Source organism: Derxia gummosa DSM 723, assembly GCF_000482785.1.
GTDB classification, from domain to species: domain Bacteria; phylum Pseudomonadota; class Gammaproteobacteria; order Burkholderiales; family Burkholderiaceae_E; genus Derxia; species Derxia gummosa.
Map to the genome: position 1 here is coordinate 1 of NZ_AXWS01000001.1, position 26,137 is coordinate 26,137.

At 70.0% G+C, this 26,137-nt stretch carries 19 protein-coding genes; 2 read left to right on the forward strand and 17 right to left on the reverse strand.

Going from position 1 to position 26,137, the window contains the following annotated elements; all coding sequences use genetic code 11:
* From H566_RS27020 to metH, 7 genes are all read right to left on the reverse strand, one after another.
* Positions 1–5,008, reverse strand: a 5,008-nt coding sequence (locus tag H566_RS27020) for a DUF4347 domain-containing protein (RefSeq protein ID WP_156924234.1), incomplete at its 3' end; no start/stop codon positions are given.
* A gap of 104 nt (positions 5,009–5,112) precedes the next feature.
* A complete protein-coding gene (locus tag H566_RS0100010; RefSeq protein ID WP_028309821.1) occupies positions 5,113–5,688 on the reverse strand; it encodes a phage tail protein in 576 nt (191 codons plus the stop codon).
* Positions 5,685–6,005 carry a DUF6916 family protein gene (locus H566_RS27025; protein ID WP_051377694.1) on the reverse strand — a complete coding sequence of 107 codons (321 nt, stop codon included), beginning with the start codon at positions 6,003–6,005 and terminating at the stop codon, positions 5,685–5,687. Before H566_RS27025 ends, H566_RS0100010 begins: the two co-directional genes overlap by 4 nt.
* Positions 6,002–6,580, reverse strand: a complete 579-nt coding sequence (locus H566_RS0100020; protein ID WP_211238020.1) for a GNAT family N-acetyltransferase — start codon at positions 6,578–6,580, stop codon at positions 6,002–6,004. The genes H566_RS27025 and H566_RS0100020 overlap by 4 nt, the downstream gene beginning before the upstream one ends.
* 275 nt (positions 6,581–6,855) lie before the next feature.
* Positions 6,856–8,499 carry a glucose-6-phosphate isomerase gene (gene pgi, locus H566_RS0100025; protein ID WP_028309823.1) on the reverse strand — a complete coding sequence of 548 codons (1,644 nt, stop codon included), beginning with the start codon at positions 8,497–8,499 and terminating at the stop codon, positions 6,856–6,858.
* An 84-nt stretch (positions 8,500–8,583) separates the two neighbouring features.
* On the reverse strand, positions 8,584–10,047 hold the full coding sequence (gene glgA, locus H566_RS21920; protein WP_051377696.1) for a glycogen synthase GlgA: 1,464 nt from the start codon (positions 10,045–10,047) through the stop codon (positions 8,584–8,586).
* A 244-nt stretch (positions 10,048–10,291) separates the two neighbouring features.
* On the reverse strand, positions 10,292–13,027 hold the full coding sequence (metH, locus tag H566_RS21925; protein ID WP_084544571.1) for a methionine synthase: 2,736 nt from the start codon (positions 13,025–13,027) through the stop codon (positions 10,292–10,294).
* Between the two features lie 793 nt (positions 13,028–13,820).
* On the opposite strand from metH, the gene H566_RS0100040 reads away from it, so the two are divergent.
* Positions 13,821–14,792 (forward strand): glycosyltransferase family 2 protein, encoded by a 972-nt coding sequence (locus tag H566_RS0100040; protein WP_028309824.1) that lies wholly within the window; start codon positions 13,821–13,823, stop codon positions 14,790–14,792.
* Between the two features lie 192 nt (positions 14,793–14,984).
* Here the strand turns inward: H566_RS0100040 and H566_RS21930 are convergent, their stop codons facing one another.
* Positions 14,985–16,046 carry a homocysteine S-methyltransferase family protein gene (locus tag H566_RS21930; RefSeq protein WP_051377698.1) on the reverse strand — a complete coding sequence of 354 codons (1,062 nt, stop codon included), beginning with the start codon at positions 16,044–16,046 and terminating at the stop codon, positions 14,985–14,987.
* A gap of 254 nt (positions 16,047–16,300) precedes the next feature.
* Positions 16,301–16,582, reverse strand: a complete 282-nt coding sequence (locus H566_RS0100050) for a BTH_I0359 family protein (RefSeq protein WP_028309825.1) — start codon at positions 16,580–16,582, stop codon at positions 16,301–16,303.
* Positions 16,583–16,711: 129 nt separating this feature from the next.
* Here H566_RS0100050 and H566_RS28695 point away from each other — a divergent pair, with 129 nt between their 5' ends.
* On the forward strand, positions 16,712–17,092 hold the full coding sequence (locus tag H566_RS28695; RefSeq protein WP_156924236.1) for a hypothetical protein: 381 nt from the start codon (positions 16,712–16,714) through the stop codon (positions 17,090–17,092).
* Here the strand turns inward: H566_RS28695 and H566_RS21935 are convergent.
* The 8 genes from H566_RS21935 to def form a co-directional block, all read right to left on the reverse strand.
* Positions 17,032–17,847, reverse strand: a complete 816-nt coding sequence (locus H566_RS21935; protein WP_084544573.1) for a response regulator — start codon at positions 17,845–17,847, stop codon at positions 17,032–17,034. The two genes, H566_RS28695 and H566_RS21935, sit on opposite strands and share 61 nt — an antisense overlap.
* Positions 17,848–17,905: 58 nt before the next feature.
* Positions 17,906–20,260 carry a sensor histidine kinase gene (locus tag H566_RS21940; RefSeq protein ID WP_051377701.1) on the reverse strand — a complete coding sequence of 785 codons (2,355 nt, stop codon included), beginning with the start codon at positions 20,258–20,260 and terminating at the stop codon, positions 17,906–17,908.
* A 44-nt stretch (positions 20,261–20,304) separates the two neighbouring features.
* Positions 20,305–21,081, reverse strand: coding sequence for a DUF4390 domain-containing protein (locus H566_RS21945; RefSeq protein ID WP_084544574.1), 777 nt, complete (start codon positions 21,079–21,081; stop codon positions 20,305–20,307).
* Positions 21,023–22,345: a 16S rRNA (cytosine(967)-C(5))-methyltransferase RsmB gene (gene rsmB / locus H566_RS0100075; RefSeq protein WP_028309826.1), complete on the reverse strand. Its 1,323-nt coding sequence runs from the start codon at positions 22,343–22,345 to the stop codon at positions 21,023–21,025. Before rsmB ends, H566_RS21945 begins: the two co-directional genes overlap by 59 nt.
* Before the next feature lie 254 nt (positions 22,346–22,599).
* Positions 22,600–23,460 carry a zinc metalloprotease HtpX gene (gene htpX / locus H566_RS0100080; RefSeq protein WP_028309827.1) on the reverse strand — a complete coding sequence of 287 codons (861 nt, stop codon included), beginning with the start codon at positions 23,458–23,460 and terminating at the stop codon, positions 22,600–22,602.
* Between the two features lie 97 nt (positions 23,461–23,557).
* Positions 23,558–24,298, reverse strand: a complete 741-nt coding sequence (locus H566_RS0100085; protein ID WP_028309828.1) for a LysE family translocator — start codon at positions 24,296–24,298, stop codon at positions 23,558–23,560.
* Positions 24,295–25,419, reverse strand: a complete 1,125-nt coding sequence (gene fmt / locus H566_RS0100090) for a methionyl-tRNA formyltransferase (RefSeq protein ID WP_028309829.1) — start codon at positions 25,417–25,419, stop codon at positions 24,295–24,297. The genes H566_RS0100085 and fmt overlap by 4 nt, the downstream gene beginning before the upstream one ends.
* Positions 25,420–25,421: 2 nt before the next feature.
* Positions 25,422–25,937: a peptide deformylase gene (gene def, locus H566_RS0100095; RefSeq protein WP_028309830.1), complete on the reverse strand. Its 516-nt coding sequence runs from the start codon at positions 25,935–25,937 to the stop codon at positions 25,422–25,424.
* Positions 25,938–26,137: the final 200 nt, after the last annotated feature.

Sequence of the window (26,137 nt, forward strand, 5' to 3'; positions counted from 1 at the left end):
TGGAGAAGGCGGTGCGCCCGCCGTGGGTGGTGGTGTCGGCGGTCGTGCCTTCGAGGCCGGCGGTGGCGCCGGACTGGTCCCAGGCGCGGTAGGTCAGGCTCGCGCTGTCGGCGTTGTTGCCATCGGGCACGAAGCGCAGATGGTCGCTCGCGCGCAGCAGGAGGGCGGCCGAATCGCTCACGCTGCCGACGGCGGTCCAGGTGGTGCCGTCGAGGCTGTATTCCCAGCTGCCGTTGCCGGCGTCGAGGCCGGTGATGGCGATGCCCTGCACCGCGCCGGTGTTGCCGTCGGTCACGCTGCTGCCGAGCAGGTCGGCCACGGTCTGGCCGGCGTTGGCGCTGTCGTCCTCGGTGATGCCGGTGAAGGCGGGCGCCGTCGGCGTCAGCACCGGCGCCTTGGGCGATTCGGTGACCGTGACCGACACCGTGTCGGTATTGCTGCTGAACGCCGACGAAGGCCCGGTTCCGAGCGTCAGCGACCAGCCCGCGAGCGTGCCCACATCGCCACCCGTGTCATCGACGATGTACAGGCTCCAGTTGCCGTTGACGCTGCCGCCCTGGAACGCCGACAGCGAGGTGCCGAAGCTGCCGCTCACGCCGGTGAAGGTATCGACGGCCAGGCCCACATTGGTCGGCCGGTAAGTGCCGCTGCCCGTGGCCGAGATCATCGTGCCCGCGGCCGAATCGCTGAAGGTGAGGTTGGCGTTGGACGGCCGGCCGCTCACGTCGGACATCAGGATCACGCCCGTGCCGTCCGGCCCCACGAGCAGGATGTCGAGGTCGGCGGCGAAGGTGTGGGTCAGGCCGGTGAGCGTGACCGACACGTCGGTGATCGTGCCGACGCCGCCGACGCTGATGGTGAGCGGATAGGGCGAGGCCGGCCCGGACGTGCCGCTGACCGGAATGACCGCGCCCGAACTGGAGGTATAGGTGGTCGAGTGGGTCAGGTCCGCGCGGCTGCCGGCGCTGCCCTCGGTGCCGTCCCAGGCATGCAGGCCGAGCGCGGCCGACGTGGTGCCGGTGACGCCGGCCGAGGTCTGGAAGAACAGCCGCGTGCTGCCGTCATTGGCCAGCAGCAGCGCCGACGATTCGCTCACCGCGCCGAGCGCGTTCCAGCTGCCGCCGCCATCGGTCGTGTAGTACCAGGTGCCGAGCGCCTCATCGGCGCTGCTGATGGCGACGCCGAGCGGCGTGTCGCCGTCGATGTCGCTCACGCCGCCCATGAAGTCGGCCAGCGACGAGCCGACAGCGCCGACCGGGGCGCCGGAGTCTTCTTCGACCGTGAGGGTGAGCGTGGTGTCGGCCAGCACCGGCGCGTCGTTGACCTCGGCCACGCTGATGTCGGCCGTGAGCGTGCCGGTCGAGAAGGCGGTCGAGGCGCCGGTGTCGGCGGTGGCGGGCGTGCCGTTGACCGAGGCGCTGCCGGTCGAGCCGTCCCAGGCGACGAAACTGACGCTGGGCCGGGTGACGGTTTCGCCATGCACGCCGTCGCCGACGTAGCGCAGGCGGGTGGTCGCGTCGAGCAGCACGGCGGCGCTCGCGCTGGCGCTGCCGACGTTGGTCCAGCTGGCGCCGTCGGTGCTGTACTGCCAGTGGCCGTTGCCCGAGGCGGCGGTGATGGCGATGCCGAGCGTGTCGCCGTCGGCGTCGGCGGTGCTGTAGTTGCCGAGCAGGCTGGCGACGGCGACCGGCGTGGAGGCGGTGTCCTCGTCGGTGGACGGCAGCGAGTAGCTGCCGCCCGAGGCCGTCGGCGCATCGTTGACCGGCGTGACGGCGATGTCGCGCGTCTGCCTGCTGCTGCCGGCCGCGTTGTCGGCGACGGTCACGCTCAGCGTGCGGGTCGCGCCGCCGGGGTTGTCGCCGCTGTTGCCGAAGGTGAGGGCGCGCACGATGGCCTGCACGTCGGCATCGGTGGCGCTGGCGTTGAGAGTGACGACGAGGCTCGCCGCCGCGCTGCCGCTCACCGTGGCGCCGCTGAGCGTGCCGCTGCCGGCGGAAAGCGTGCCGACGGCGGTGCCGCCCACGCTCACCGTCGTGCCCGCCAGGGCGACGCTGCCGCTCGTGTCGAGCGCGAGCACGTCGCTGCTGTTGCCGTTGGCCGTGAGGGCGAGCGTCACGCTGCCGCCGTTCCAGTTGCTCTCGGCATCGCTCACCGTCGCGCCGCCGCTCACGGCGATGGCGCTGCCGTTCTCGGCGAAGCTCGCGTTGCCGCTGTCGAGGACGAGCGTGGGCGCGACGTTGGGCGTGGCGATGGTGATGACCAGCGCCTGGTTGACGTAGTAGCCGCCGCTGTCGGTGGCCCGCACCATCACGTGATAGGTGCCGGCGGCCAGCCCGCCAGCGCCGACGCGCAGCGTGTTGCCGCTGATGGTGAACAGACCGTTGTCGGCATCGTTGCTGCCGTTGCCGAGCGCCAGCGAGAAGGTGAGGGTGTCGCCGGCGTCCGGGTCGGTGGCGGTGAGCGTGCCCACCGTCGCGTTCGCCGTGGCGGTGCTGGCGTCGAGGCCGCTGCTGCTCAGGCTGACCCGCGTCGGCCCGTCGTTGACGTTGCTCAGCGTGACGGTGAAGGTCTTGTCGGTGCTCAGGCCGCCCTGGTCGGTGCTGCGCACCGTCACGCTGTAGCTGTTCTGCGTCTCGTAGTCGAGCGTGGCGCCCGAGGCGAAGCGCAGCGTGCCGCCGCTGATGTCGAAGCTTGCCTGGTCGGCGCCGCCGACGATCGTGTACGTGAAGGTATTGCCCGAATCGGGGTCGGTCGTGCCGAGCGTGCCGACCGTGGCCGGCGTGCTGCTGTTCTCGGCCACCGTGGTGTTGCTGAGCGTGATGTCGGTCGGCGCGTCGTTAGTGGGCGTGACCGTGATGCTGCGGCTGGCCGAAGCGCTGGCGTTGAGCGCGTCGGCCACGGCCACCGTCACGGTGCGTGTGCCGCTGCCCGGATCGTCCGAGCTGTTGGCGAAGGTGAAGGCGCGTACCAGCGCCTGCACCGCCGCGTCGGTCGCGCTGCCGTTGAGCGTGACCAGCAGCGCCGAGCTGGCGCTGCCCGTGACCGTGCTGCCGCTGAGCGAGCCGGTCGCGGCGCTGAGCGTGCCGATGGCGGTGCCGCCGTAGCTCACGGTCGTGCCCGACACGGTGATGCCGCCGCTCGCGCCGATGCCGAGCACGTCGGTCGCGCTGCCGTTGACGCCGAGCGAGAGCCGCACGGTGCCGCCGTTCCAGTTGCCGTCGGTATCGCTGGCGGTGGCGCCGCCGCTGACGACGATGGCGCTGCCGTTCTCGGTGTAGCTGGTGCTGCCGCTGTCGAGCGAAAGCGTGGGCGTGTGGTTGGGCGCGGTGATGAGGCCGAAGCTGCCGGTCGTGGTGCCGATGGAATTGGTGGCGGTCTCGGTGGCCGTCAGGTCCACGCCGTTCCAGTTGTTGCGGTCGGTGATGCGCGCGAGCCAGCCCGCGCGGTCGGTGCCGACGGTGCTGCCGTTGTACTGGAGGTTGTTGTTCAGCGACTGCTGCGGAAAGCCGACGGCAGTGCTGCCGTTAACCAGGGCGTTCTGGCTGCCGGTGCCGTTGGGCAGCATCGACAGCGCGTCGCCGTTGGACGACACCTGCTGATTCCAGCCCGAGCTGTCCACCGTGTAGGGCGAGCCGCCCTGCGAGGTGTTGACGCCGAAGATGAAGTAGGGATTGGCGGGCGAGTCCTGGTAGATGAAGACGCTGTCGCCGTTGGCGTTGAACACATAGTTGGAGTTGGACCAGCCCGAGGTGGCGTAGTCGCCGGCCGAGATCGTCGTGCCGTCGGTGATGTTGGTGATCGCCGCGCCGCCGCTCGACGGATAGATGAGCACCTTCACCACGTCGCCGGCCTGGAGCGTGCTGCTTAGGGTCCAGACCAGCCGGCCTTCGCTGGTGTTGGGGCTGGCCTGGAAGGCGCCGGTGCTGTTGTCCCAGCCGAGGTCGGTCAGGGCGATGGTGGTGCCGGCCGGCACGTCCACCAGCGACATCAGATAGACCTCGCCCTGGCTGACGGGATTGGCGCGGCCCCAGCCGATGATGACGATGTCGCCCGCCGCCAGCGTGTTGAGCAGATGGTCGTAGCCGGCGGCGCTCGTGGCGTCGAGCAGCTGGCCGTGGTTGATGTCGCCGTTCGCGTATTCGAGCGTCCAGTTGCCGCCCAGCGAGGCGGCGCCGGTCCAGTCGGTGGAAGCGGCCACGTCGGCGCCGGTGAGGCGCGCGAATTCGTCGATGAAGGCACGGCCGTCGGCGCCGTCGGCGGTCTTGCAGCCGTACACGAGGATGTCGCCGTCGGCGGCGAGCGCGGCGCCGATCGCGGCGAGCTGCGTGGAGTGCGCATCGAGCGCGGTCCGGTCGACCCAGGTGTTGCCCAGGCGCAGGGCGGCGGTCGTGCCCTCGGTCACGATCTGGATCGAACCGATGCCGCCGCGCCCGGCCAGCGCGGCCGAGAGCTGGGCGAGGCCGTCGCTGTCGGCGTTCAGGCGGATGACCTCGGTGCCGGCCGGCAGGGCCGCGACGATGGCGTCGGGCTCGTCCACCGAGGCGTCGATGACGACGATGGCCGTGCCCGCGTCGGATTTGCCGAGCTGCAAGGCGTCGGCGCCGAGCGTGGCGAGGCTGGTGATCGTGGCGGCGGTGGTGTCGGCGCGGGCCGGCGTGTCGGCGCCGCTGCTGGTGTCGGTGGCGCTGCGGGTGGCCTGGTCGTGGCCCGAGCCGCTGGTGCCGCCGGTCTGGTCGTCGGCCGTGCCGGCGATGGTCGCGCCGCTGCCTTCGGCCACGTTGGCGTCATGCGGCCGCGCGGTGCTTCCAGCTGCCGCGGTGACGGCGTCATGCGTGGCCTCGGCGGCAGCGTCGGCCACGACCGCGACCGACGCGTCGAACATCATGCGCGGCTCCAGTGCCAGCATCAGCGGCCCCCGAGGCGGGCTGGCGGTGCCGGCAGGTGTCTTGCACCGGCTTCCGGCGTCGTCGGACTTGCCGCGTGCGTGCTTGCTGAACCAGCTGGCCATCGTCTTGCTCCTGCGCATCCTTGCGCGCCGTGCCACCGTGCGTCAGTGGCTCCGTCGTGAAAATCGGGTTGGACGGCCGCTACGCCGGCGGCCGTCCGCCGCGGTCAGCCGCGGCTCGGGAAGATGCCTTGCAGGGCGATGATGAAATTCACCCCGAGGTAGGGCGGCAGCGTCGGGATCTGGGTCGAGGCCGGGCCGCCGGTGGCCTGCTGCACCACGACCGAGTTGGGCGCGAGCGTGACCTTCTCGGGGCCATCGGGGGCGAAGCTCGAATAGACGACGCCGTTGTCGGTGTCGGTCGCGCCGGCGAGGTAGCTGCTGGCGTCGGGCTTGTTGGAGCTGCCCGCCGGGAGCACGGCGCTGGCGGCCGCGTGGGTGTGCGGGCCCACGGGCGTGTTGCCGGCGGTGAGGGTGAAGTTCTCGCTGCCGGCCTTCTCGCCGAGTTGGCGCGGCGTCAGCCCGGGCGGCGCGCTGGACAGCGTCGCGCCGATCGGCACGCGGCTGCGCAGGTCGGGCAGACCGAAGGTCTGCACGCCGTTGCCGCCGAAGCTGGTGCCGAGCAGCGCGAACAGCGGCGTGTTCTGCGCGATGGACAGCAGGCTGCCATCGCAGAAGGCCCAGCCGTAGGGGGCGAAGTTGAATCCGGCCATGCGGATCTCGCCGATGAAGGGTTCGCTCATGTGTTGTCTCCTGATGCTTGCGACACGTGGGTGTGGACGACGGCCTCAAGTACCGGCCGCCCATCGGCGCCGGGTCGCACCGGCGTCAACAGCAGTTGCCAGACCTCGCCGTCGGGCGCGGTCACGCGATAGTTGGCCTGCATGGCCCATGCGCCATCGACGACGAATTGCGCGCGGTAGCAGCGGTACCCGGCATCCATCGGCAGGCCGTCGGTCACGTGGTCGAGCCGGGCGGCGAAGCTGCCGGCCCCGGGTGCGGCGAAGTCGAAGTCGCGGCCGATCAGCGCGCGCAGGCGGGAGGCGTCGGGCAGGTTCATGCGGGGCGAGCAGGAGCGTTGGTGGGCGCCCGGCGGGCCGCACGCAACATGCGCAGATAGAAGCCGCTGTCGTCATGCGGCGCGAAGCCGTGGCGCTCGTACAGGCGGCGCGCCGGATTGTCGGGTTCGACCGCGAGCGACATCTCCAGGCCCGCGTCATCGGCCAGTGCGCTCAGCCGGCCGAGCAGCGCGCCACCCAGGCCCTGACCGCGCGCGGGCGCAATGAGGCTGATGTCGATGAGCGTGAGCACGCCGTCATGGATGCGGGCATACAGCCGGCCGATCGGCTGGCTGCCGCGTTCGAGCATCAGAAAGGCCGCGTCGCCGAAATGCGCGTGGTAGTAGCGGTGCTGGCAGAGGAACTGGTCGGCCAGGAAAGCCTGCTGGCGCGCCGGGGTCCAGCCGGTGGCGGCGACCTCGCGGGCACGCAGGCTGGCGTAGAGCGCGGCGAGGAAGGGGAGGTCGGCGTCGGTCGCGGGGCGGGCAACGAGGCCGTTCAGTGGCGGGGTTTCCGAGCAGAGTGAGTGCGCGAAGACAATGTCGTCTGCGAGGGCAACGGATTCGATCGAGAGCAAGGAAGAACTCGGTGCGGGCGAAAACCAGCGCACTCTGCTTGCCACTGCTCCGCACGAGACGTGCAGAAATTCACACTTTTGCCGAGATTGCGGCAGTTACTGTGTCTTTTCCAGAATTGTAACTTTGCTTGATTTTATGAATGCAATTTGCCGCATGGCGAGCTTTGCCGTGGCGGCGACTTGCCGGCCGACGGGAAGCCGGCCGTGCCATCGGAGGCTGCCGGGAGCGCCTCGCCGCCGATGGCATTGCCCGCCTGATGGCGGGCAGAGGCAGCTCAGGCGCCAGCAGCGCGCGCGCGGGCGATGAGGCCAGCCGTCGAGCTGTCGTGCTTGCCGGCGACGGCGCCAGGCAGCAGCTCGGGCGCAATGCGCGCGGCGAGCTGCTTGCCCAGTTCGACGCCCCACTGGTCGTAGCTGTTGACGTCCCACACCGCGCCCTGCACGAACACCTTGTGCTCGTACAGCGCGACCAGCGCGCCGATCGCGCGCGGCGAGAAGCGGTCGACCAGCAGCGTCGTGCTCGGCCGGTTGCCGGTGAACACCTTGTGCGGCACCAGCGCCTCGACCTCGACCCCATGCTGGCCGGCGGCCGCGAACTCGGCGCGCACCTCGTCGGCGCTCTTGCCCATCATCAGCGCCTCGCTCTGCGCGAAGCAGTTGGCGAGCAGCAGGCGATGGTGGTCGGGCAGGTTGTGGCCACCGTCGAGCGCAGCGATGAAGTCCACCGGAATCACGTCCGTGCCCTGGTGGATGAGCTGGAAGAAGGCATGCTGGCCATTGGTGCCCGGCTCGCCCCAGATGACCGGGCAGGTGCCGGTGCTCACCGGTGTGCCGTCGCGCGTCACGGCCTTGCCGTTGCTCTCCATCTCCAGCTGCTGGAGATAGGCCGCGAGCCGGTTCAGATCCTGCGCATAGGGCGCGATGCACTGGCTCGTCGCGCCGAAGAAGCCCCGGTACCACACGCCCAGCAGCGCGAGCAGCGCCGGCAGGTTGCGCTCCAGCGGCGCGGTGCGGAAATGCATGTCCATCTCGTGCGCGCCCGCCAGCAGCTCGTGGAAGCCCTGGGCGCCGACGGCCAGCATGATCGGCAGGCCGACCGCCGACCACAGCGAATAGCGCCCGCCGACCCAGTCCCAGAAGCCGAACATGTTGCGCGTCGCGATGCCGAATTCCTCGACCTTCTCGGCGTTGGTCGACACGGCCACGAAGTGCTTGGCGATGTCGGCATGCGTCGCGCCGCTGGCGAGGAACCAGTCGCGCGCGCTCTTCGCGTTGGTGAGGGTTTCGAGCGTAGTAAACGTCTTCGAAATGACCACGAACAGCGTCGTCTCGGGATCGAGATCGCGCAGCGCCTTGGCCAGATGCGCGCCGTCGATGTTCGACACGAAGTGCATCGTCAGGCGCGGATGCAACGACGAGCGCAGCGCCTCGACCGTCATGCACGGACCGAGATCGGAGCCGCCGATGCCGATGCTTACGATGTCGGTGAAAGGCTTGCCGGTACGGCCGGTACGCGCGCCCGAGCGCACGCGCTCGGCAAAGCCCGCCATGCGGTCGACCACCTCGTGCACGCCGGGCACCACGTCCTCGCCATCGACGCAGATCTGCATGCCGACCGGCGCGCGCAACGCGACGTGCAGCACGGCGCGGTTCTCGGTGTGGTTGATCTTCTCGCCGGCGAACATCGCGTCGCGCAGCGTCTCGACGCCGCGCGCGCGGCCGAGGTCGGCCAGCAGCTTCACCGTCGTCTCGTCGACGTGGTTCTTGGAGAAGTCCATGAACACGCCGGCGGCTTCGAGCGAGAACTTGTCGAAGCGCTCCGGGTCAGCGTCGAACAGGGAGACGAGGTTTCGGTCTTGCCATTGCGCGTGATGGTCGCGCAGGGTCTGCCAGGCGGCAGACTGGACGAGCGGTGTCATGGAGGTTTCGGAAGAAGGGACTGGGGAATGCCGTAAGTCCGCGAATCTTGAGGGATGGCATGAGGAAACACCATGTCGTAGTGGCTACTCATGACAAGCGGACGTGCGGCCTGCCGCGAGCGCGCGTGAGTGAACCCGCGCGTAAACCCGGTGGTACTCGCGGGCTGGCGCGTCCCAGCCGAATTCGCGCTGCATCGCTTCGCGCTGCATGCGGCCCATGCCCGGCCGATGGTTGAAGGTGAGCAGCGCGCGCCGTACCGCGCCGAGCAGGCTGCGCACCGAGCTGTCCGGAAACAGAAAGCCGGTGACGCCGTCGTCGATGGTGTCGCGCAGGCCGCCGGTGCGGTGCGCGATGGGCAAGGCACCGAAGCGCTGGGCATACATCTGCGTCAGGCCGCAGGGCTCGAAGCGCGAGGGCATCAGAAAGAAATCGCTCGCCGCGAACAGGTTGTGCGCGACCGGCTCGTCATAGCCGATGCGCACCGCGACGCTGCCCGGATGCCGGTGTGAAAGCGTATGCATGCGGCGTTCGAGCGCGGCGTCGCCGGTGCCCATCACCACGAGTTGGCCGCCGGCGCGCACCAGCGTCTCGCAGGCGTCGATGACGAGATCGACGCCCTTCTGCCAGACCATGCGCGCGATCAGGCTGAACAGCGGCGCGGGGCGCTGGGCGAGGCCGAGCCGCTGACGCACGGCGCGCGCGTTGCGCTGCTTCTCGTCGCGCGTGGCGAGGTCGAAGCGGCGCACGAGATACGGGTCGTCGCGCGGATGCCAGCTGTCGTCGGCGCCGTTGACGATGCCGGTGAGCCGACCGGTGTCGCGCAGCCCGCCGAGCAGGCCGTGCAGGCCGCAGCCGAGTTCGGGCGTGGTGATCTCGTCGGCATAGCTCGGGCTCACGGTCGTGACCTCGCTTGCGTACCAGAGCCCGGCCTTGAGGAAGCCGAGCTGGCCATGGAATTCGGCGCCCTCCATGGCGAAGCCGGCTTCGGGCACGCCGAGCGCCCCGAGCCGTCCCGCCGGGAACAGTCCCTGGTGCGCGAGGTTGTGGATGGTGGTGACGGTGGGTACCGGCTGGCGGCCATCGTTCCAGGCGACATAGCCGGGCGCGAGCGCGGCGGGCCAGTCGTGCACATGCATGACGTCGGGCTGCCAGTCGAGGCCGGGCAGTCCGTGGGCAAGCTGTGCCGCGGCGAGCGCGAGGCGGGCGAAGCGGATGTCGTTGTCGGCCCAGTCGCGGCCGGCGAGGTCGGTGTAGGGCGTGCCGGGCCGGTCGTAGAGCCCGGGGCAGTCGATGACGAGCAGGTCGTGCCCGTCGGGACCGCGCGCGCCGAGCAGACGTGCGGGCGGAATCTCGGCCAGGCCGGGCAGGTCGGCGACGGGCGCGGCCTCACGCAGGCCGGCGAGCACGCCGGGATAGCCCGGCAGCAGCACCCGCACTTCGTCGCCAGTCACCTGCTCCAGCGCGCGAGGCAGCGCCGCGCTCACATCGGCCAGCCCGCCGACCTTGACCAGTCCCGCCAGCTCGCTGGTGACGAAGAGGATCTTCATTGGAGGAGTCGTCCCGTAATCGCAGGCCCACTGCCTGCGTCGCGATCGTTATCGCATCGGGTTGCAACTCCCTGTATCCGCCGACATGTCGGCGTGCAGTGGGACGACGCCTACCGCGTGTAGGCGCGCGTGCGTCGGACAGCGAGGCAGTCCGACAAGACGCGCGGCCGGCTGCGTCAGGAGGTCCGCGCGGCGCGCCGCCGGACGGACCAGCGCGCCGGCATCGCGCCGGCCGCCGCGCGCCTCAGCGCTGCTCGTCGCCGATCTCGCCGACGTTGAAGTACTGCGCCTTCGGGTGCGACAGATAGAAGCCGCTCACCGACGACGCCGGCGTCATCGCGAAGCTCTCGGTCAGGCCCATGCCGATCGCGGTGGCGTCGAGCGCGGCGAACATCTCGCGCTTGACCTCATGGCGCGGGCAGGCCGGATAGCCGGGCGCGGGGCGGATGCCGACGTACTTTTCCTTGATGAGCTCTTCGTTCGTGAGCGCCTCGTCGGGCGCATAGCCCCAGAGATCCTTGCGCACGCGCTCGTGCATTGCCTCGGCGAAGGCTTCGGCGAGGCGGTCGGCCAGCGCCTTGACCATGATCGCGGAGTAATCGTCGTGAGCCGCCTCGTAGCGCTCGGCGAGCTTGTCGGCGCCGAGGCCGGCCGTGACGGCGAACACGCCGATGTAATCCCGCACGCCGGAGTCGAGCGGCGCGATGTAGTCGGCCAGGCACTTGTTCTCGACGCCTTCGCGCTTGGCGGTCTGCTGGCGCAGGTTCTTCCAGCGGAACAGCACGTGGGCCTCGTCGCGCGCGTCGTCATCGGTGTAGAGCGTGATGGTCTCGGCGCCGTCGCTGTTGGCGGGCCAGAAGCCGACGACGGCGCTGGCATTGAGCTGGCGGCCGTCGATGAGCTTCTTGAGCATCGCCTGCCCGTCGGCGAACACCTTGCGCGCCGATTCGCCCACGACCGGATCGTCGAGCAGCGCGGGGAAGGCGCCGTGCAGATCCCAGGTCTGGAAGAAGGGGCCCCAGTCGATGTAGCGCGCCAACTCGGCGAGGTCGTAGTTGCGGAACTCGCGGCGGCCGAGGAACTTCGGCTTGACGGGCGCGGCGGCGCGCCAGTCGATCGCCGGCTTGTGCGCGCGCGCCTCGGCCAGCGGCAGCAGCGGCGTGGCCTTCTTGTTGGCATGCGCGGTGCGCACGCGGTCGTACTCGGCCTCCAGCTCGCTGATGTAGCGCGCCGCGCCTTCGTCCGACAGCAGGCTCTGGGCCACGCTCACGCTGCGCGAGGCGTCGGGCACGTACACGACCGGCCCGTCGTAATGCGGCGCGATCTTGACGGCGGTGTGCACGCGCGAGGTGGTCGCGCCGCCGATGAGCAGCGGGATCTTCTTCACGCGGAAGAAGTCGTCGCGCTGCATCTCGGTGGCGACGTAGGCCATCTCCTCGAGGCTCGGCGTGATGAGGCCGCTCAGGCCGATGATGTCGGCGCCCTCGACCTTGGCCTTGGCCAGGATTTCGGAGCACGGGACCATCACGCCCATGTTCACGACCTCGAAGTTGTTGCACTGGAGCACGACGCTGACGATGTTCTTGCCGATGTCGTGCACATCGCCCTTCACCGTGGCGATGACGATCTTGCCCTTGCTGCGCACATCGCCGCCGGCGGCCTCGATCTGCCGCTTCTCCTCCTCGATGAACGGGATGAGGTGGGCGACGGCCTGCTTCATGACGCGCGCGCTCTTCACCACCTGCGGCAGGAACATCTTTCCCTGGCCGAACAGGTCGCCGACCACGTTCATGCCGGCCATGAGCGGGCCTTCGATCACCTCGATCGGCCGGCCGCCGCGTGCGGCGATCGCGGCGCGGGCTTCCTCGGTGTCTTCGGTGATGAAGTTGGTGATGCCGTGCACGAGCGCGTGCGAAAGACGCTGCTCGACCGGCACCGGGTTGTCGGGCGTGCCGCGCCAGTCGAGGTTTTCTTCCTTCTTGCCGCCCGCGCCCTTGAAGCGCTCGGCAATTTCCAGCAGACGCTCGGTCGCGGTCTTCGGCTCCTCGCCTTCGGCCTGCTTCGGCACGCGGTTGAGGACCACGTCCTCCACACGTTCGCGCAGCTCGGGGTCGAGATCGGCATACACGCCGAGCTGGCCCGCGTTGACGATGCCCATCGTCATGCCGGCCCGGATCGCGTGATAGAGGAAGACGGTGTGGATCGCCTCGCGCACCGGCTCGTTGCCGCGGAAGCTGAAGCTCACATTGCTCACGCCGCCGCTGATGCGCGCATGCGGCAGGTTGGCCCGAATCCAGCGGCAGGCCTCGATGAAATCGACCGCGTAATTGTCATGCTCCTCGATGCCGGTGGCGATCGCGAAGATGTTCGGGTCGAAGATGATGTCCTCCGGCGCGAATCCAACTTTCTCGGTCAATACCTTGTAGGCGCGCGCGCAGATTTCGGTCTTGCGCGCGAAGGTATCGGCCTGGCCCTTTTCATCGAACGCCATCACGATCACCGCCGCGCCATATCGGCGGCAAAGCTTGGCCTGATGAATGAAATTGGCCTCGCCTTCCTTGAGCGAAATGGAATTGACGATGCTCTTGCCCTGAACGCATTTCAGGCCGGCCTCGATCACTTCCCATTTGGACGAATCGATCATGATCGGCACCCGCGCGATATCGGGTTCGCTCGCGATCAGATTGAGGAATCGCGTCATCGCCGCCTTGGAATCGAGCATGGCCTCGTCCATGTTGACGTCGATGATCTGGGCGCCGTTCTCGACCTGCTGACGCGCGACCGCGAGTGCTTGGTCGTACTCGCCATTGAGGATGAGGCGCGCGAACATCTTCGAACCCGTGACATTGGTCCGCTCGCCCACGTTGACGAACAGGGTGTCGTCATCGATCGACAGGGCTTCGAGGCCGGACAGGCGCAGCGGACGGCTGCGGCGCGGCGGGACGGAATTGGCGGGGTTGGCGAGCACGGAATCGGTCATGGCGGCATCCCGAAAGAGCGGGTGGGGCGAGTGGCGGATGCGGCAATTGGCAAGGCCGGCATTGCCGCCGCAATTGCGCGCGCTTCAGTGCGGCAAAGGCGGCGAAGAATAGCACAGGGTCGAATGGCGAATTGCCGGAGGAATTGACGGGTGGCGTGGCAATCGGCGGCGGATTGTGATGCGGTTTGCTGGTGCAATTGCCGAATCGGTCGGCGGACGAAGAATCGTTTGCCATGGCCAGTTTTGATGCCTGCTTTCGGCACTGTCGACGCATTGCACGCCGCGTATCGCGAATGCCGCCCCTGATCCTGTTCGGGGCGGCATCGGAGAGCGAATGGAATTTCCTCCGGCTGCGCTGCACGCAAGGATTGGCAGCGTTCGATCCGCCCGGCATCGGAAGGCGTGCGCGCAATAGGTGGAATGATTCGGTGCGCCGACAATTGAAGTGCGGCTGATCATTGCTCAGCAATTCGGCAATTCGGCAATTCGGCAATTCGGCAATTCGGCAATTCGGCAATTCGGCAATTCGGCAATTCGGCAATTCGGCAATTCGGCAATTCGGCAATTCAGCAATTCAGCAATTCGGGCAGTCGGCATCACCTCACCCCCGCCCTCGGACATCCCCTTCCCGCCGCGCCGCCGTGACCACGCCATTTCGTCACGAAGTGCTCGCGCGCTTTTGCCCTGCATCCGCCCCGACAAATCCATAGCGCGAATTGCCGCACGGCGGCATCGCGGAGGGCGCGACAAGATGCGGCGCAATTCCGTTCATGCCGGTCGCCCCGGAAATCCCATGCCCCAGCTCCCGTCCGCGCCCGCCGCCGGCCCGTCTTCCGCCGACCAGCCGCCGCTCGTCATCGGCATCCCGACCTACCGCCGCCCGGGCCAGCTGCGCGAGCTGCTCGACACCCTGCTGCCCGAGCTGCGCGAACATCCGGCGCTGGTGATCGTGGCCGACAACGATTGCGGCCAGGAAGCGCACGCCGTCATCGTCGAGTTCAACCGGCAATGGCCGCTGGCGGTGTGCGTGCCGGTGCCCGAGCGCGGCGTGGCCCAGGTGCGCAACACCCTGGTGCGCGAGGCCGGAGCGCGTTGCCCGGGCTGGCAATGGCTGCTGATGCTCGACGATGACGGTCTGGCCACGCCGGGCTGGCTCGGCACGCTGCTGCGCGCGGGCGTCGCGCACAAGGCGGATCTCGTCGGCGGGCCGGTGGAGGGCGTGCTGCCCGAGGGCTCGGGCGTGCTGGCGCGCAACAGCGTGTTTGCGTCGCGCCGACGCTGGAAGACCGGCCCGGTGCCGACGCTCAACACCACGCAGAACCTCGGCATCGCGCGCTCGGCGCTCGCGCTCATCGGCGAGCCGCTGTTCCGGCGCGAATACGGCGCGTCGGGCGGCGAGGACTACGACCTGTTCCGCCGCGTGGCGCGGGCGGGCGGCAAGCTCGTGTGGTGCGACGAGGCGGTCATCAACGAACCGGCGCCGGCCAGCCGGCTCACGCCGCGCGCGCTGCTCTACCGCTATGCGAGTACCGGCGTCTACATGGCGCTGATCGACCGCAGCTATGACGGCGGCAACCAGGTGTGGACGCAGGCGGTCAAGGGGCTGGTGGGCGCGCTGCTCGCCACGGCCAAGGGACTCGCGCATCTCGATCCCGACAAGGCCGCGCGCGGGCTGCTGATGTCGGCCCACATGGTCGGGCGCATCGGCGGGCTGCTCGGCGCGAAGTCGTCGCGCTATGTCGAGCCGGCGGTGAAGAAGGCCTGAGCCGCAGCGACCTTGGTGCGGCCGAGATCAAGCGGGCGACCATGCTGCCGCCGACTGCCGACTGCCGACTGCCGACTGCCGACTGCCGACTGCCGACTGCCGACTGCCGACTGCCGACTGCCGACCGCCGACCGTGGGCAGCGTCTGGTCGGCGGTCCGTGCCGGTGGGCACGGCTTGCCGCGCAGTCGATCTCAGGTCGCGGTCTGCTCCAGATCGGGCACGCGGCGCGGCGTCACCGTCGCCACCGCCTGCGCGATCGCCGCGATGTGCTCGGGCGTCGTGCCGCAGCAGCCGCCGGCGATGTTCACGAAGCCGGCCTCGGCAAATTCCTTCAGCAGCCGCGAGGTCACGTCGGGCGTCTCGTCGAAGCCGGTGTCGCTCATCGGATTGGGCAGGCCGGCGTTGGGGTACACGCAGATGCGCGTGTCGGCGATCTTGCTCAGCTCGGCGATGTAGGGGCGCATGAGCGCCGCGCCGAGCGCGCAGTTGAGGCCGATGGTGATCGGCCGCGCATGGCGCACCGAATGCCAGAACGCGGCGACGGTCTGGCCCGAGAGGATGCGGCCCGAGGCGTCCGTCACGGTGCCGGAAATCATGATCGGCAGCGTCGCGCCGCGTTCCTCGAACAGCTGGTCGATCGCGAACAGCGCCGCCTTGGCGTTGAGCGTGTCGAAGATGGTTTCGACCAGGAAGAGGTCGGCGCCACCGTCCCACAGGCCGCGTGCCTGCTCGTGATAGGCCGCGACCAGTTCGTCGAAGCTGACGTTGCGCGCGCCGGGGTCGTTCACGTCGGGCGAGATCGAGGCGGTCTTGGGCGTGGGGCCGAGCGCGCCGGCGACGAAGCGGGGCTTGTCGGCGGTCGAATACTTGTCGCACTCGGCGCGCGCGAGTCTGGCGGCGGCCAGGTTCATCTCGTAGGCGAGGTCGGCCATGTGGTAGTCGGCCTGGGCCACGGACGTCGCGCCGAAGGTGTTGGTCTCGATGATGTCGGCGCCGGCCGCAAGGTACTTTCCGTGGATCTCGGCGATGACCTCGGGCTGCGTGAGCACCAGCAGATCGTTGTTCCCCTTGAGGAAGAGCTGCTTGCCCGGCGCCAGGTCGGCCGGCTGCCAGTCGGCGAAGCGCGCGCCGCGATAGGCGGCCTCGTCAAGCTTGTAGCGCTGGATCATCGTGCCCATCGCGCCGTCGAGGATCAGGATGCGGCGCGACATGGCGTCGGCGAGGCGGGCGGCGAGATCGGACGTGGCGGTCATGGCGGTCGGCTTGTGTGGCTTGAGGAGCGGTGCCGGCGGTCGGCCGGGCGGGTCGGGGATTCTAGCGGGGCGTCATGGGCGGGGCGGCGCAAGCGCTTGCAGGGCTTGTTGCAACGACGGTGCCGGCACGGCCCCGCGCGGATCGTGGCCCCGAAAAGCCACCGCCCGCCGGTCTCGCGACGCGGCGGGCGGTGTGGACCCAGTCATCAGGGACCAGGTCGTCGCGGGCTGTGGATGCCCGCGGAGCTTCGCGCTCAGTGCAGCGCGACCGGCTGGGCCATGATCGGCTTGAAGCGGCCCAGGAATTCGTCGATATCGTCCATGCTCGGATGGGTGGCGATGAGTTCGTTCACCTCGGAGCGGAACTTCTCTGCCATCAGGCCCGCGATGTAGATCTCGCGCCGTCCGACCTTGTCCATGATTTCGTAACCGCCGAGCGTGCGCACCTCGGGCTCGCCCTTGGCCGGGGGCTGATCGGCGGCGCCGAAGGCGAACTCGACCACGCAATACAGATCGCTGTTGTAGATAAGGTTCATGCTGACTCCTGCGACCCGGGGTGACACGTTGGCCGGGTCATGCCTGTGTTACGGCCTACATGCAGGCAGCTTGAACGGCTTCAACCCTCAATTTGCCGTCGTCGGACAAGGCCGGCGCGTCAGCGTTGCATGATTGCGCAAGTTTCCGGCGTCGAGCAGCGCGATCACGGCCGGTGCGTGGGCGGCTTCGGCGATGACGAGTACCAGCCGGTCCGGCCGGGCGCGCAGCAGGCGCACGAGCGTGACCTGGAGCGTCATGCGGCCGCTGCAGCAGGCGCAGCCGGCGATGGCGTGGAGCTCGGGCGGGGGATGGCCGAGGGCTTCGGCGAGATCGGGTGGCGCGGCGAGCGCGCCGTCGAACAGGAATATCCAGCGCTCGCCGGCCGGGCGCGATTGCCAGTCGGCGAGCAGCGGGCCGTGCTCGGCCCGCGTGTAGATCGCGACTGGCGTCAGGACTTGCTGCCGCCGAGCGCGGCGTACTTGTATTCGCCGGCCAGGCTGTCGTCATAGCCGCCGCGATCGGCCGAGGCGACGCTGTCGCGCGCGGCGCCGACGCGGCGCGTGCCACGACCCAACTCGACGCCGAGCTGCTTGAGCTTGCGGTAGAGGTGGGTGCGTTCGAGGCCGGTGCGCTCGGCCACGCGGGTCATGCTGCCGTGCTCCTTCGCAAGGTGATGCTCGAAGTACAGGCGCTCGAACTCGTCGCGCGCGTCGCGCAGCGGCTGGTCGAGGTTGACGATGGGCGCGCTCTCGATCGGCAGTGCCGGCGCGATGCTGCGCGGCAGCGGCGCGGCGGGTTGCGCATCGAACTGCACCGAGGTGAGCGCGGGGGCGCTACCGGCCAGCGACACCGGCGTGGCCACCGTGGCGACCGGCGCGGGATGCGCGACGCGCAGCATCTGGCCGCGTTGCAGACCCTTCTGCACGGCGGTGAGCAGCTTTTGCATCGTGACCGGCTTTTCGAGGAAGTCGAGCGCGCCGTAGCGCGTCGCCTCGACCGCCGTATCAATGGTGGCGTGGCCGCTCATCATGATGACCGGCATGGTCAGGAGCTGCTGCGCGCCCCATTCCTTGAGCAGCGTGACGCCGTCGCACTCGGGCATCCAGATGTCGAGCAGGACGAGGTCGATGCGTTCTTCCTGGCGGATGTCGCGCGCCTTGGCGGCGTTCTCGGCGGTGAATACAACGTGACCCTCGTCGCCGAGAATTTCCGACAGCAGTTCGCGGATCCCGATTTCGTCGTCCACGACAAGAATGTTCGCCATGTAATTAGATCCTGCCGACTTCCAGAGCACCCGCCGCGCTGGCGGTGCGAAAACTGAATCAAGACTGCGCCGGAGCGAGTCTGGTGAAAAACAAGGTCACGATCGCGCCGCCGTCGTCGGCGTTGCCGGCCTCGATGCGGGCGCCGTGCTCGTCCGCGATCTTGCGGACGATGGCGAGTCCGAGGCCGGTGCCGCGAGGCTTGTTGGTGACATAGGGCTCGAAGATGCGCGCCGCGATGCGGGGATTGAAACCCGTACCCCTGTCGCGGACCTGAAGCCTGACTTCCAGCTTCCGTACCCGGTCGGACGCGGCGAATTGTAGCGCCTCGGTTTTGAGCACGATATGAGCGGGGTCGCCGTCGGGCGGCAGGGGGATCGGACCGCTTTCCGCGATGCGTGACGTGACGGCGTCCTGGGCGTTCTGCAGCAGGTTGTGGATGACCTGCCGGAGCTGGCCGGCGTCGCCGAGGATGGCGGGCAGATCGGGCGCCAGCTCGAAGCGCGCGGGCACGCCGCCGTACAGGGCGGCAACGTCTTCCACGACGCGGTTCAGGTCGACCGGTGCAAGCGTTGTCGGCGGCAGGCGGGCGTATTCGCGGAACTCGTCGACCATGTGCTTGAGCGCCGCGACCTGGGTGACGATGGTGCGCGCGCCCTTGGTCAGCACGGCGGCGTCCTCGGGCGAGAGCTTGTCGGCGAGCTTGTGCTCCAGCCGCTCGGCCGAGAGCTGGATCGGCGTGAGCGGATTCTTGATCTCGTGCGCGAGCCGTCGCGCCACCTCGCCCCAGGCTAGCGCGCGCTGGGCGGAAAGGATCTGCGTGATGTCGTCGAACACCATGACGAGCAGCATGCCGTCGGCGGTCACGAGCCGCGAGCCGCGCGCGAGCAGGGCGAGGTCGGCGGCGCCGTCGCGCTCGATCTCGAACTGCGACTGCCACGGTTCGTGGCTGTCGGCGTGGCTCGCGAAGGCGTCGCGCACCGCGTCGGCGATGCGGTCGAGTACCGGCAGCACCGCGAGCGCCGAGCCGATGCGCAGGCTGAGCGGCGCACCGATGATGGTCTCGGCGGCGGGATTGGCGCTCATGAGCCGCAACCGTTCATCGAACACGACCACGCCGGTCGAGATGTTGGCGAGCAGGCTCGACAGATAGGCGTTGGCACGCGCCAGTTCGGCCTCGCGCGCCTCGACCACGGCGCGCGCCTCGCCGAGCTGCGCGGTCATGCGGTTGAAGGAGTCGGTGAGGGCGGCGATCTCGTCGCGCGTGCCGGGCTCGGGCAGCGGCTTGAAATCGCCCTCGGCGACAGCGCGCGTGCCTTCGGCGAGGGCTTGCAGCGGCCGCGCGAAGCGGTTGGCGAGCAGCAGCGCAGACACCATCGCCGCAAAGGCCGCGAGCAGCAGCGTGAGCGTGAGCGCGATCGTGTAGATCTTGCGCAGGCCGTCGCGGCCGAGAGCGAGTTCGCGGTAGTCCTGGTACACGGCGGTGACGGCCTGGGCGTTATCGGCGAGGCTGGTCGGGACGTTCTGGACGATCTGGAGGTAGAGATCGTCGGCCGGCGCGACGAGGCCGCCGGTGAGACTCGCGGGCACCGGCACGATCACGCGCAGGCGCAGCGGCTGGGCGCCGGCATCGGCCGGGTCGTCGCCCTCGACGGTGGAGATCGTGGGTGTGACGCGCAGCCGCGAGAGGGTTTCGCGGCCGGGCAGGTCGGGCGCGAGCACGAGGCCACCGGCGGCGGTGGCGAGCACGCGGCCGGTGGCGGTGAAGAGCACGGCGTCGGTGGCCTGGGTCTGCTCGCGCAGGCGGTTGACGAGGGCGGCGCGGCCGGCGGGCGAGGCATCGGCCAGTTCGAGCGCGGCGTCGCGCGCCTTGTTGATCAGGTCGTTGCGCAGCGCGTCGAGCGAGGCCTGGCCGAGGCGCACGCCGGCTTCGAGCGCGGTATCGACGCGCAGGTTGAACCATGATTCAAGACTGCGCGCGAGGAACTGCACCGACACGGTGTAGATGAGCGCGCCCGGCAGCACGCCGACCAGCCCGAGCGTGAGCGCGAGCCGCGCCATCAGCCGCGCGCCGAAGCGCCGCCGCCGGTGCCGCTGCCAGAGCCGGAAGCCAAGCCATACCACCGTCGCGCCGAGCACCCCGAGCAGGCCGAGGTTGGCGTAGAGCAAATTGGTGTAGTTGCGCGTGAAGAAGGCCGAGTTGGACGCGGCGGTCACGTATAGGAAGTAGATGACGCCACCGAAGCCGGCGAAAGCGACGGCAAGGTAGCGCGCGGCGCGACGGCGCTTGGCGGCGCGGGTCGCGCGGCGGGCGGCGTCGAGGCGCGGGGCGGGCGTGGTGCCGTCGGCCTGTGTCCGGCGGGTGTCGGGCGCGGAGGAGGGCGAGGCAACGCGGGAGTCGGCGGGATCAGGCATGCGGGTCGGCCAGGGCAGAGCCGAGGCAGCCGGCTCGGCTGCCGTCAGGCGGTGAAATCGAAGCGCGTCCAGTCTGACGCGATGTTCCAGTCGCGGCCGGTGAGCGCGTTGAGCTGGAATGGCTTGGGCAGCTGCGTGGGGTCGAGCCGCAGCCGCAAGGCGGCGCTGTAGCGCTCGCCGTGGCGTAGCAGGCCCGCGTCGCCGAGGCGCCAGTCGCGCAGGTGGCCGAGGGCGCGCAGGGCTTCGTCGAGCGAGTCGAAGCGCAGCGCGAGCGCGCCATGGCTGCCCGGCGCGCCCGCGCCGACGCTGAGCCGGTACTGGCGCGTCATCGCGTTGTGCGACAGGCGCGCCGAGATCTGGGCCGAGACGGCGGTCTGGTCGAACCAGTACCAGCGCTTGCGCGTGACTTCGAGTTCGGTGACGAACCAAAGGGCGAGGCCGCGCTGCACCGCCTCGACGAGCACTGGCGTCAGCTCGATGTCGTGCTCGCTCTGGAGTACCCAGCCGTCGTCGTTCAGCTCAATGCGCGCGAGGCGGTTCTCGATGCCGTCGGCGCGCGCCGGACGCGGCGCGACCCCAAGGCCGCCGGCCAGTGCGGGCAGCGCGATCAGCAGCCGCGCGAGTCGGCGGCGGTCGAGATCGATTGCCGTTGTTCCGCCGGTGCCGCGCTCATCCGTGCGGGGACGGCTCGTGGCGGCCGCGCGCGCGCGAGCCGTGTCCGCGTCACGATGCCCGGATGCGGCGGACGATGCGCTGGCGTCTTCAGCCCACGGACGGCGCGCGCTTTTCGAGCAGCGCGTGGAAGAAGCCGTCGTGGTCATCGGACTGGGAGCTTGCGTGGTCGGGGGTGGGAAGCATCTGGCCCGGAGCGGGCAGGCGCGCGGCATCTGCGTGCCGGTCGATGAAGCGCTTGAGCTGGAGCTCGCCTTCCTCGGGGAAGACGGAGCAGGTGGAGACGAGCAATCTACCACCCGGTTTCAGCAGCGGCCAAAGCGCGTCGAGGATGCCCGAAGCCAGTGTTGCAAGCTGGTCAACGTCGGTTGAGCGACGTAGCCAGCGGATGTCGGCATGACGCCGCAGGATGCCGCTGGCGGTGCAGGGCAGGTCGGCGAGGATGCGGTCGAAGGGCTGGCCGTCCCACCAGTCGGCGGGGCGGTCGGCGCTGGCGGCGCGGGTGGTGACGCGGGCGGCGCGCTCGCCGAGGCGGGCGAGGTTTTCGGCCACGCGGGCGAGGCGGTCGGCGTCGCTGTCGAGGGCGAGCAGCTCGCAGTCGGCCAGCTCCAGCAGGTGCAGCGTCTTGCCGCCGGGCGCGGCGCAGGCGTCGAGCACGCGGTCGCCGGGTTGCGGCGCGAGCAGTTCGGCGGCGAGCTGGGCGCCGGCGTCCTGGACCGAGACGGCGCCGCTGTCGAAGCCGGGCAGGGCGCCGACGGGCACCGGGCGGTGCAGGCGGACGGCGCCGGGTGCGGTGGCGAGCGCGTCGGCGCCGATGCCGGCCTCGGCCAGCCGTGCCAGATAGGCCTCGCGCGTGCCCTGGGCGAGGTTGACGCGCAGCGTCATCGGCGGCGGGCGGTTGCCGGCCTCGGCGATGGACTGCCAGTGCTGCGGATGCGCCGCCTTGAGCCGGTCCAGCCACCAGCGCGGCAGATTCCAGCGCGCTTCGGGATGGCTGCGCACGGTGTCGAGCAGCTCGGCGCGTTCGCGCAGGAAGCGGCGCAGCACGGCGTTGACGAAGCCGCGCTCGCCGGGCTTAACCGCCTCGACGGCCTGATCGACCAGAGTGTGCTCGGTGTAGGGCGCGTCGGGCTGGACCGCGAGCGCGAGCGCGACGACGAGCAGCTCGCGCAGGTGGGCGGCCGGGCGGCGCGTGGCGAGCTTGTCGAGCAGGCCGTCGGCGAGGCCGCGCTGGCGCATCGTTCGGTAGGCGATGTCCTGCACGGCGCCACGGGCGGCGGCGTCGAGCCGTGCCTCGACGGCGAGGGCAGCGAGCGCCTGCGGCAGCGCGGTGCCGGCGCGCACGCGGGCCGACAGTTCGGCGGCGAGCGCGATCTGGCCGGCGAGGGTGGAGGGATTGACGGCGGCGGTCAGGCGCGGGAGCGCGGCGTCGTGGCCCCGGGCGGGGCGGGTGTTGCTGGTGCGGGGATGCGGAGCGGCTGGGTGCTGGTCGGCGCGGGCTTCGTCGTCGACGGCGCGGCCCGGCTTGCCGGTGGCGCGCTGGCCGGCCAGCGCGCCGTCATCGCCGAGACGGCTGTCCACAGACGACAAGCCCGCGCGGGGCGCGGGCTGGCGGGCGGGATGGCGGCGCGCTTGCGGCGCCGGCTTCTTGGGATGGACGGGCGAATTCAAACCGGGTAGACCCCGCTGCGCTGCATTTCCATGAGGCGCGCGATGCGCTCCTCGGTGGACGGGTGGGTGCTGAACAGGCCCGACAGCCCGCCGCCCGAGAGCGGATTCATGATCATCATCTGCGCGGTCTCCGGATGCGCTTCGGTCGTGTGGAGCGGCATGCCCTGGGCATACCGGTGGATCTTTTCGAGCGCCGAGGCGAGCGCCTGCGGGTCGCCGCTGATCTCGGCGCCGCCGCGATCGGCCTCGAACTCGCGCGCGCGGCTGATCGCCATCTGGATCAGGCTCGCCGCGATCGGCGCGAGAAACATGACGAGCAGCCCGGCGATCGGGTTGGCCGGCCGGCCCTCGCTGTCGCGCCCGCCGAAGAACATGGCGAAGTTGGCCAGCATCGAGATCGCGCCGGCCATGGTCGCGCTGATCGTGCTGATGAGGATGTCGCGGTGCTGCACATGCGCCAGTTCGTGGGCCATCACGCCGCGCAGTTCGCGCTCGGTCAGGATGCCGAGGATGCCGGTGGTGGCGGCGACGGCGGCGTTCTCGGGGTCGCGGCCGGTGGCGAAGGCGTTGGGCGAGGCTTCGTCGATGAGGTAGACGCGTGGCATCGGCAGACCGGCGCGCCCGGCCAGGTCGGCCACGATCGCGTAGAAGCGCGGCGCCGACACGGCATCGACCTCGCGGGCGTTGTACATCTTCAGCACCATCTGGTCGCTGTACCAGTAGCTGAAGAAGTTCATGCCGCAGGCGATCAGCAGCGCGATGAACATGCCCTGGCGGCCGCCGAGCACGGCACCGATCGCCATGAACAGCGCGACGATGCCCGCCATGAGCACGGCGGTCTTCAGGTAATTGAACATGAGGGACTCCTGCGTGAAAGGCGGCGCGCCTGCCCGGAATCGCGGGCGCCCGGATTAGATGCCCCAGCCCGGCGGCCTTTCAACGTACGCAGTGGTTTCAATGCTGCGGAGTCAGCGCGAGTTTGCAACCAAGCGCGACAAAGCCGGCGCCCACGCCGCGCCCCAGCCAGCGCCCGAGGCCGGGCTTGCTGCCGAGGCCGCGCACCAGCCGCCCCGCCATCCAGCCGACCGCCGCGTTGTGCACCGTGCTCATGAGCACGAACACCACGCCGAGCGACAGGAAGGCCACGGCGTTGGACGGCGCGTCATGTGCGACGAACTGCGGGAAGAAGGACAGGAAGAACACCACCACCTTGGGATTGAGCAGGTTGGTGAGCGCGGCCTGGCGCAGCAGTACGGCGGTCGGCATGGCGGCCGGAGCGCCGGCGGTGCGGCCCTGCCCGAAAGCCGGAGTGGCCGCCGATGCGGCGGCGGACCGGGCGCCCGCGGTTGGCGCGGCGTGCGGGCCGGCGGCGTCGGCCATGGCTCGGTCGCTTCCGCTCGATTCGCGCGCGAACAGCATCTTCAGCCCGAGCCAGATCAGGTAGGCCGCGCCCGCGAGCTTGATCACCGTGAAGGCCGTGGCTGACGCCGCGACGATCGCCGTCAGCCCGAAGGCCGCGAGCAGCACATGCGCGCAGCAGCCGATCGAGATGCCCAGCGCGCTCATCACGCCCGCGCGCGGCCCCTGCGCGAGGCTGCGGCCGACGATGAAGGCCGTGTCCGGCCCAGGCGTGAGGTTGAGCATCATCACCGCGACGACGAACCAGCCGAGGTCGGTCACGCCGAGCGCGCTCATGCGGACTCCCGCGCGGCGCTCGTGAAGCGCATGCCGGCGCGCAAGGGATGGCCGGCGAGGAAGTCGCGCGCGGGCAGGCGCTTGCCGCCCGGCTTTTGCAGCGCGGTCACGCGCAGCGCGCCGCTGCCGCAGGCGACGAGCACGCCGTCGGCGTCGGCGGCGAGGATGCTGCCGGGAGCGGCGCCACCGGCCGTCGCGGCGGCGGTGGCTTCCGCGGGTGCGGCAATGGTCGGGTCGACATCGCCCGCCGGCACGACGGTCGCCTGCCAGAACTTGATCGCCACGCCGTCGCACTCGGCGCTCGCGCCCGGAAACGGGTCGAAGGCGCGGATGCGGCGGGCGATCACCTCGGCTGGCTCGGCGAAGTCGATCGCGGCTTCGCTCTTGGCGATCTTGGCCGCGTAGCTCACGCCGTCGGCGGGCTGGGGCACGGCCGCGAGCGTGTCAAGCCGCGCGAGCGCCTCGACGATGGCTTCACCGCCGAGCGCCGCGAGCCGGTCGTGCAGCTGTCCGGTGGATTCGTCGGCCCCGATGGACAGGCGGCGTTCGAGCAGCACGGCGCCGGTGTCGAGGCCGACGTCCATCTGCATGATCGCGATGCCGGTCTCGGCGTCGCCGGCCTCGATCGCGCGGTGGATCGGCGCCGCGCCGCGCCAGCGCGGCAGCAGCGAGGCGTGGATGTTGATGCAGCCGCGCGCCGGCAGGTCGAGCACTTCCTGCGGCAGGATCAGGCCGTAGGCGGCGACGATCATCACGTCGGCGGGGGCGGCGGTCGTGGTCGATGTCGCCGCCGAGGCCACTTCGCTACCCGCCGCTTCGGTAAGCGCCGCGCCGGCAGCGGCCGGCGGCACCGGCTTGCCGAACTCCGCCGCCAGCCGCCGCTGCGCCTCGGCGCCCTCCGCGCCGTGCTTCGGGTGCGTCAGCCGCAGCGTCTGCGGCTGGAACACTTCGATGCCGTGCTTCAGCGCGAGCGCCTTCACGGGCGAGGGTTGCAGCTTCATGCCGCGACCGGCGGGCCGGTCGGGCTGGGTGAGCACGAGCGTGATCTCGTGACCGGCCGCGATCAGCGCGTCGAGCGCGCAGGCGGCGAATTCGGGCGTGCCCGCGAAGACGATGCGCATGCTCAGTCGCGTCCACCGCGTTCGCGCTGGGCCTTCTGCATCCGCGCCTTCACGCGGTTGCGCTTGAGCGGCGACAGGTAGTCGACGAAGACCTTGCCGAGCAGGTGATCCATCTCGTGCTGCACGCACACGGCGAGCAGACCGTCGGCGTCGAACTCGTGCGGCTTGCCGTCGAGACCGAGAGCGCGCACCCGCACCCGCGACGGGCGCCTGACCTCGTCGTAGTAGCCGGGTACCGACAGGCAGCCTTCTTCCCAGACCTTGAGGTCGTCGCTCGCCCAGACGATCTCGGGGTTGATGAGCACGCGCAATTCGCTCTTGTTCTCCGAGGTGTCGATGACGATGACACGCTCATGCACGTCGACTTGCGTCGCCGCAAGTCCGACGCCGGGGGCGTCGTACATGGTCTCGGCCATGTCGGTGACGAGCTGGCGGATGCGGTCGTCGACCACGGTGACCGGCTTCGCGACCTTGTGCAGGCGCGGATCGGGATATTCAAGAATGGTGAGCAGTGCCATGGCGGTATCGGGTGCAACGCGCGGGACGGGGATTTGATTGCCCGGTCAGGCGGTTATCGGCAGAATCTTCGACAAAAATCGCAACAAAATCGCTCGGGCGCGAACCGCATCTGGCAATTCCGCCGCTTCGGCTTCCGCTGTCTCGATATGCCTTCAGCCTTTCGCTTCATTGCTTGCGCCAGTCCTGCCGCGAGCCGCCG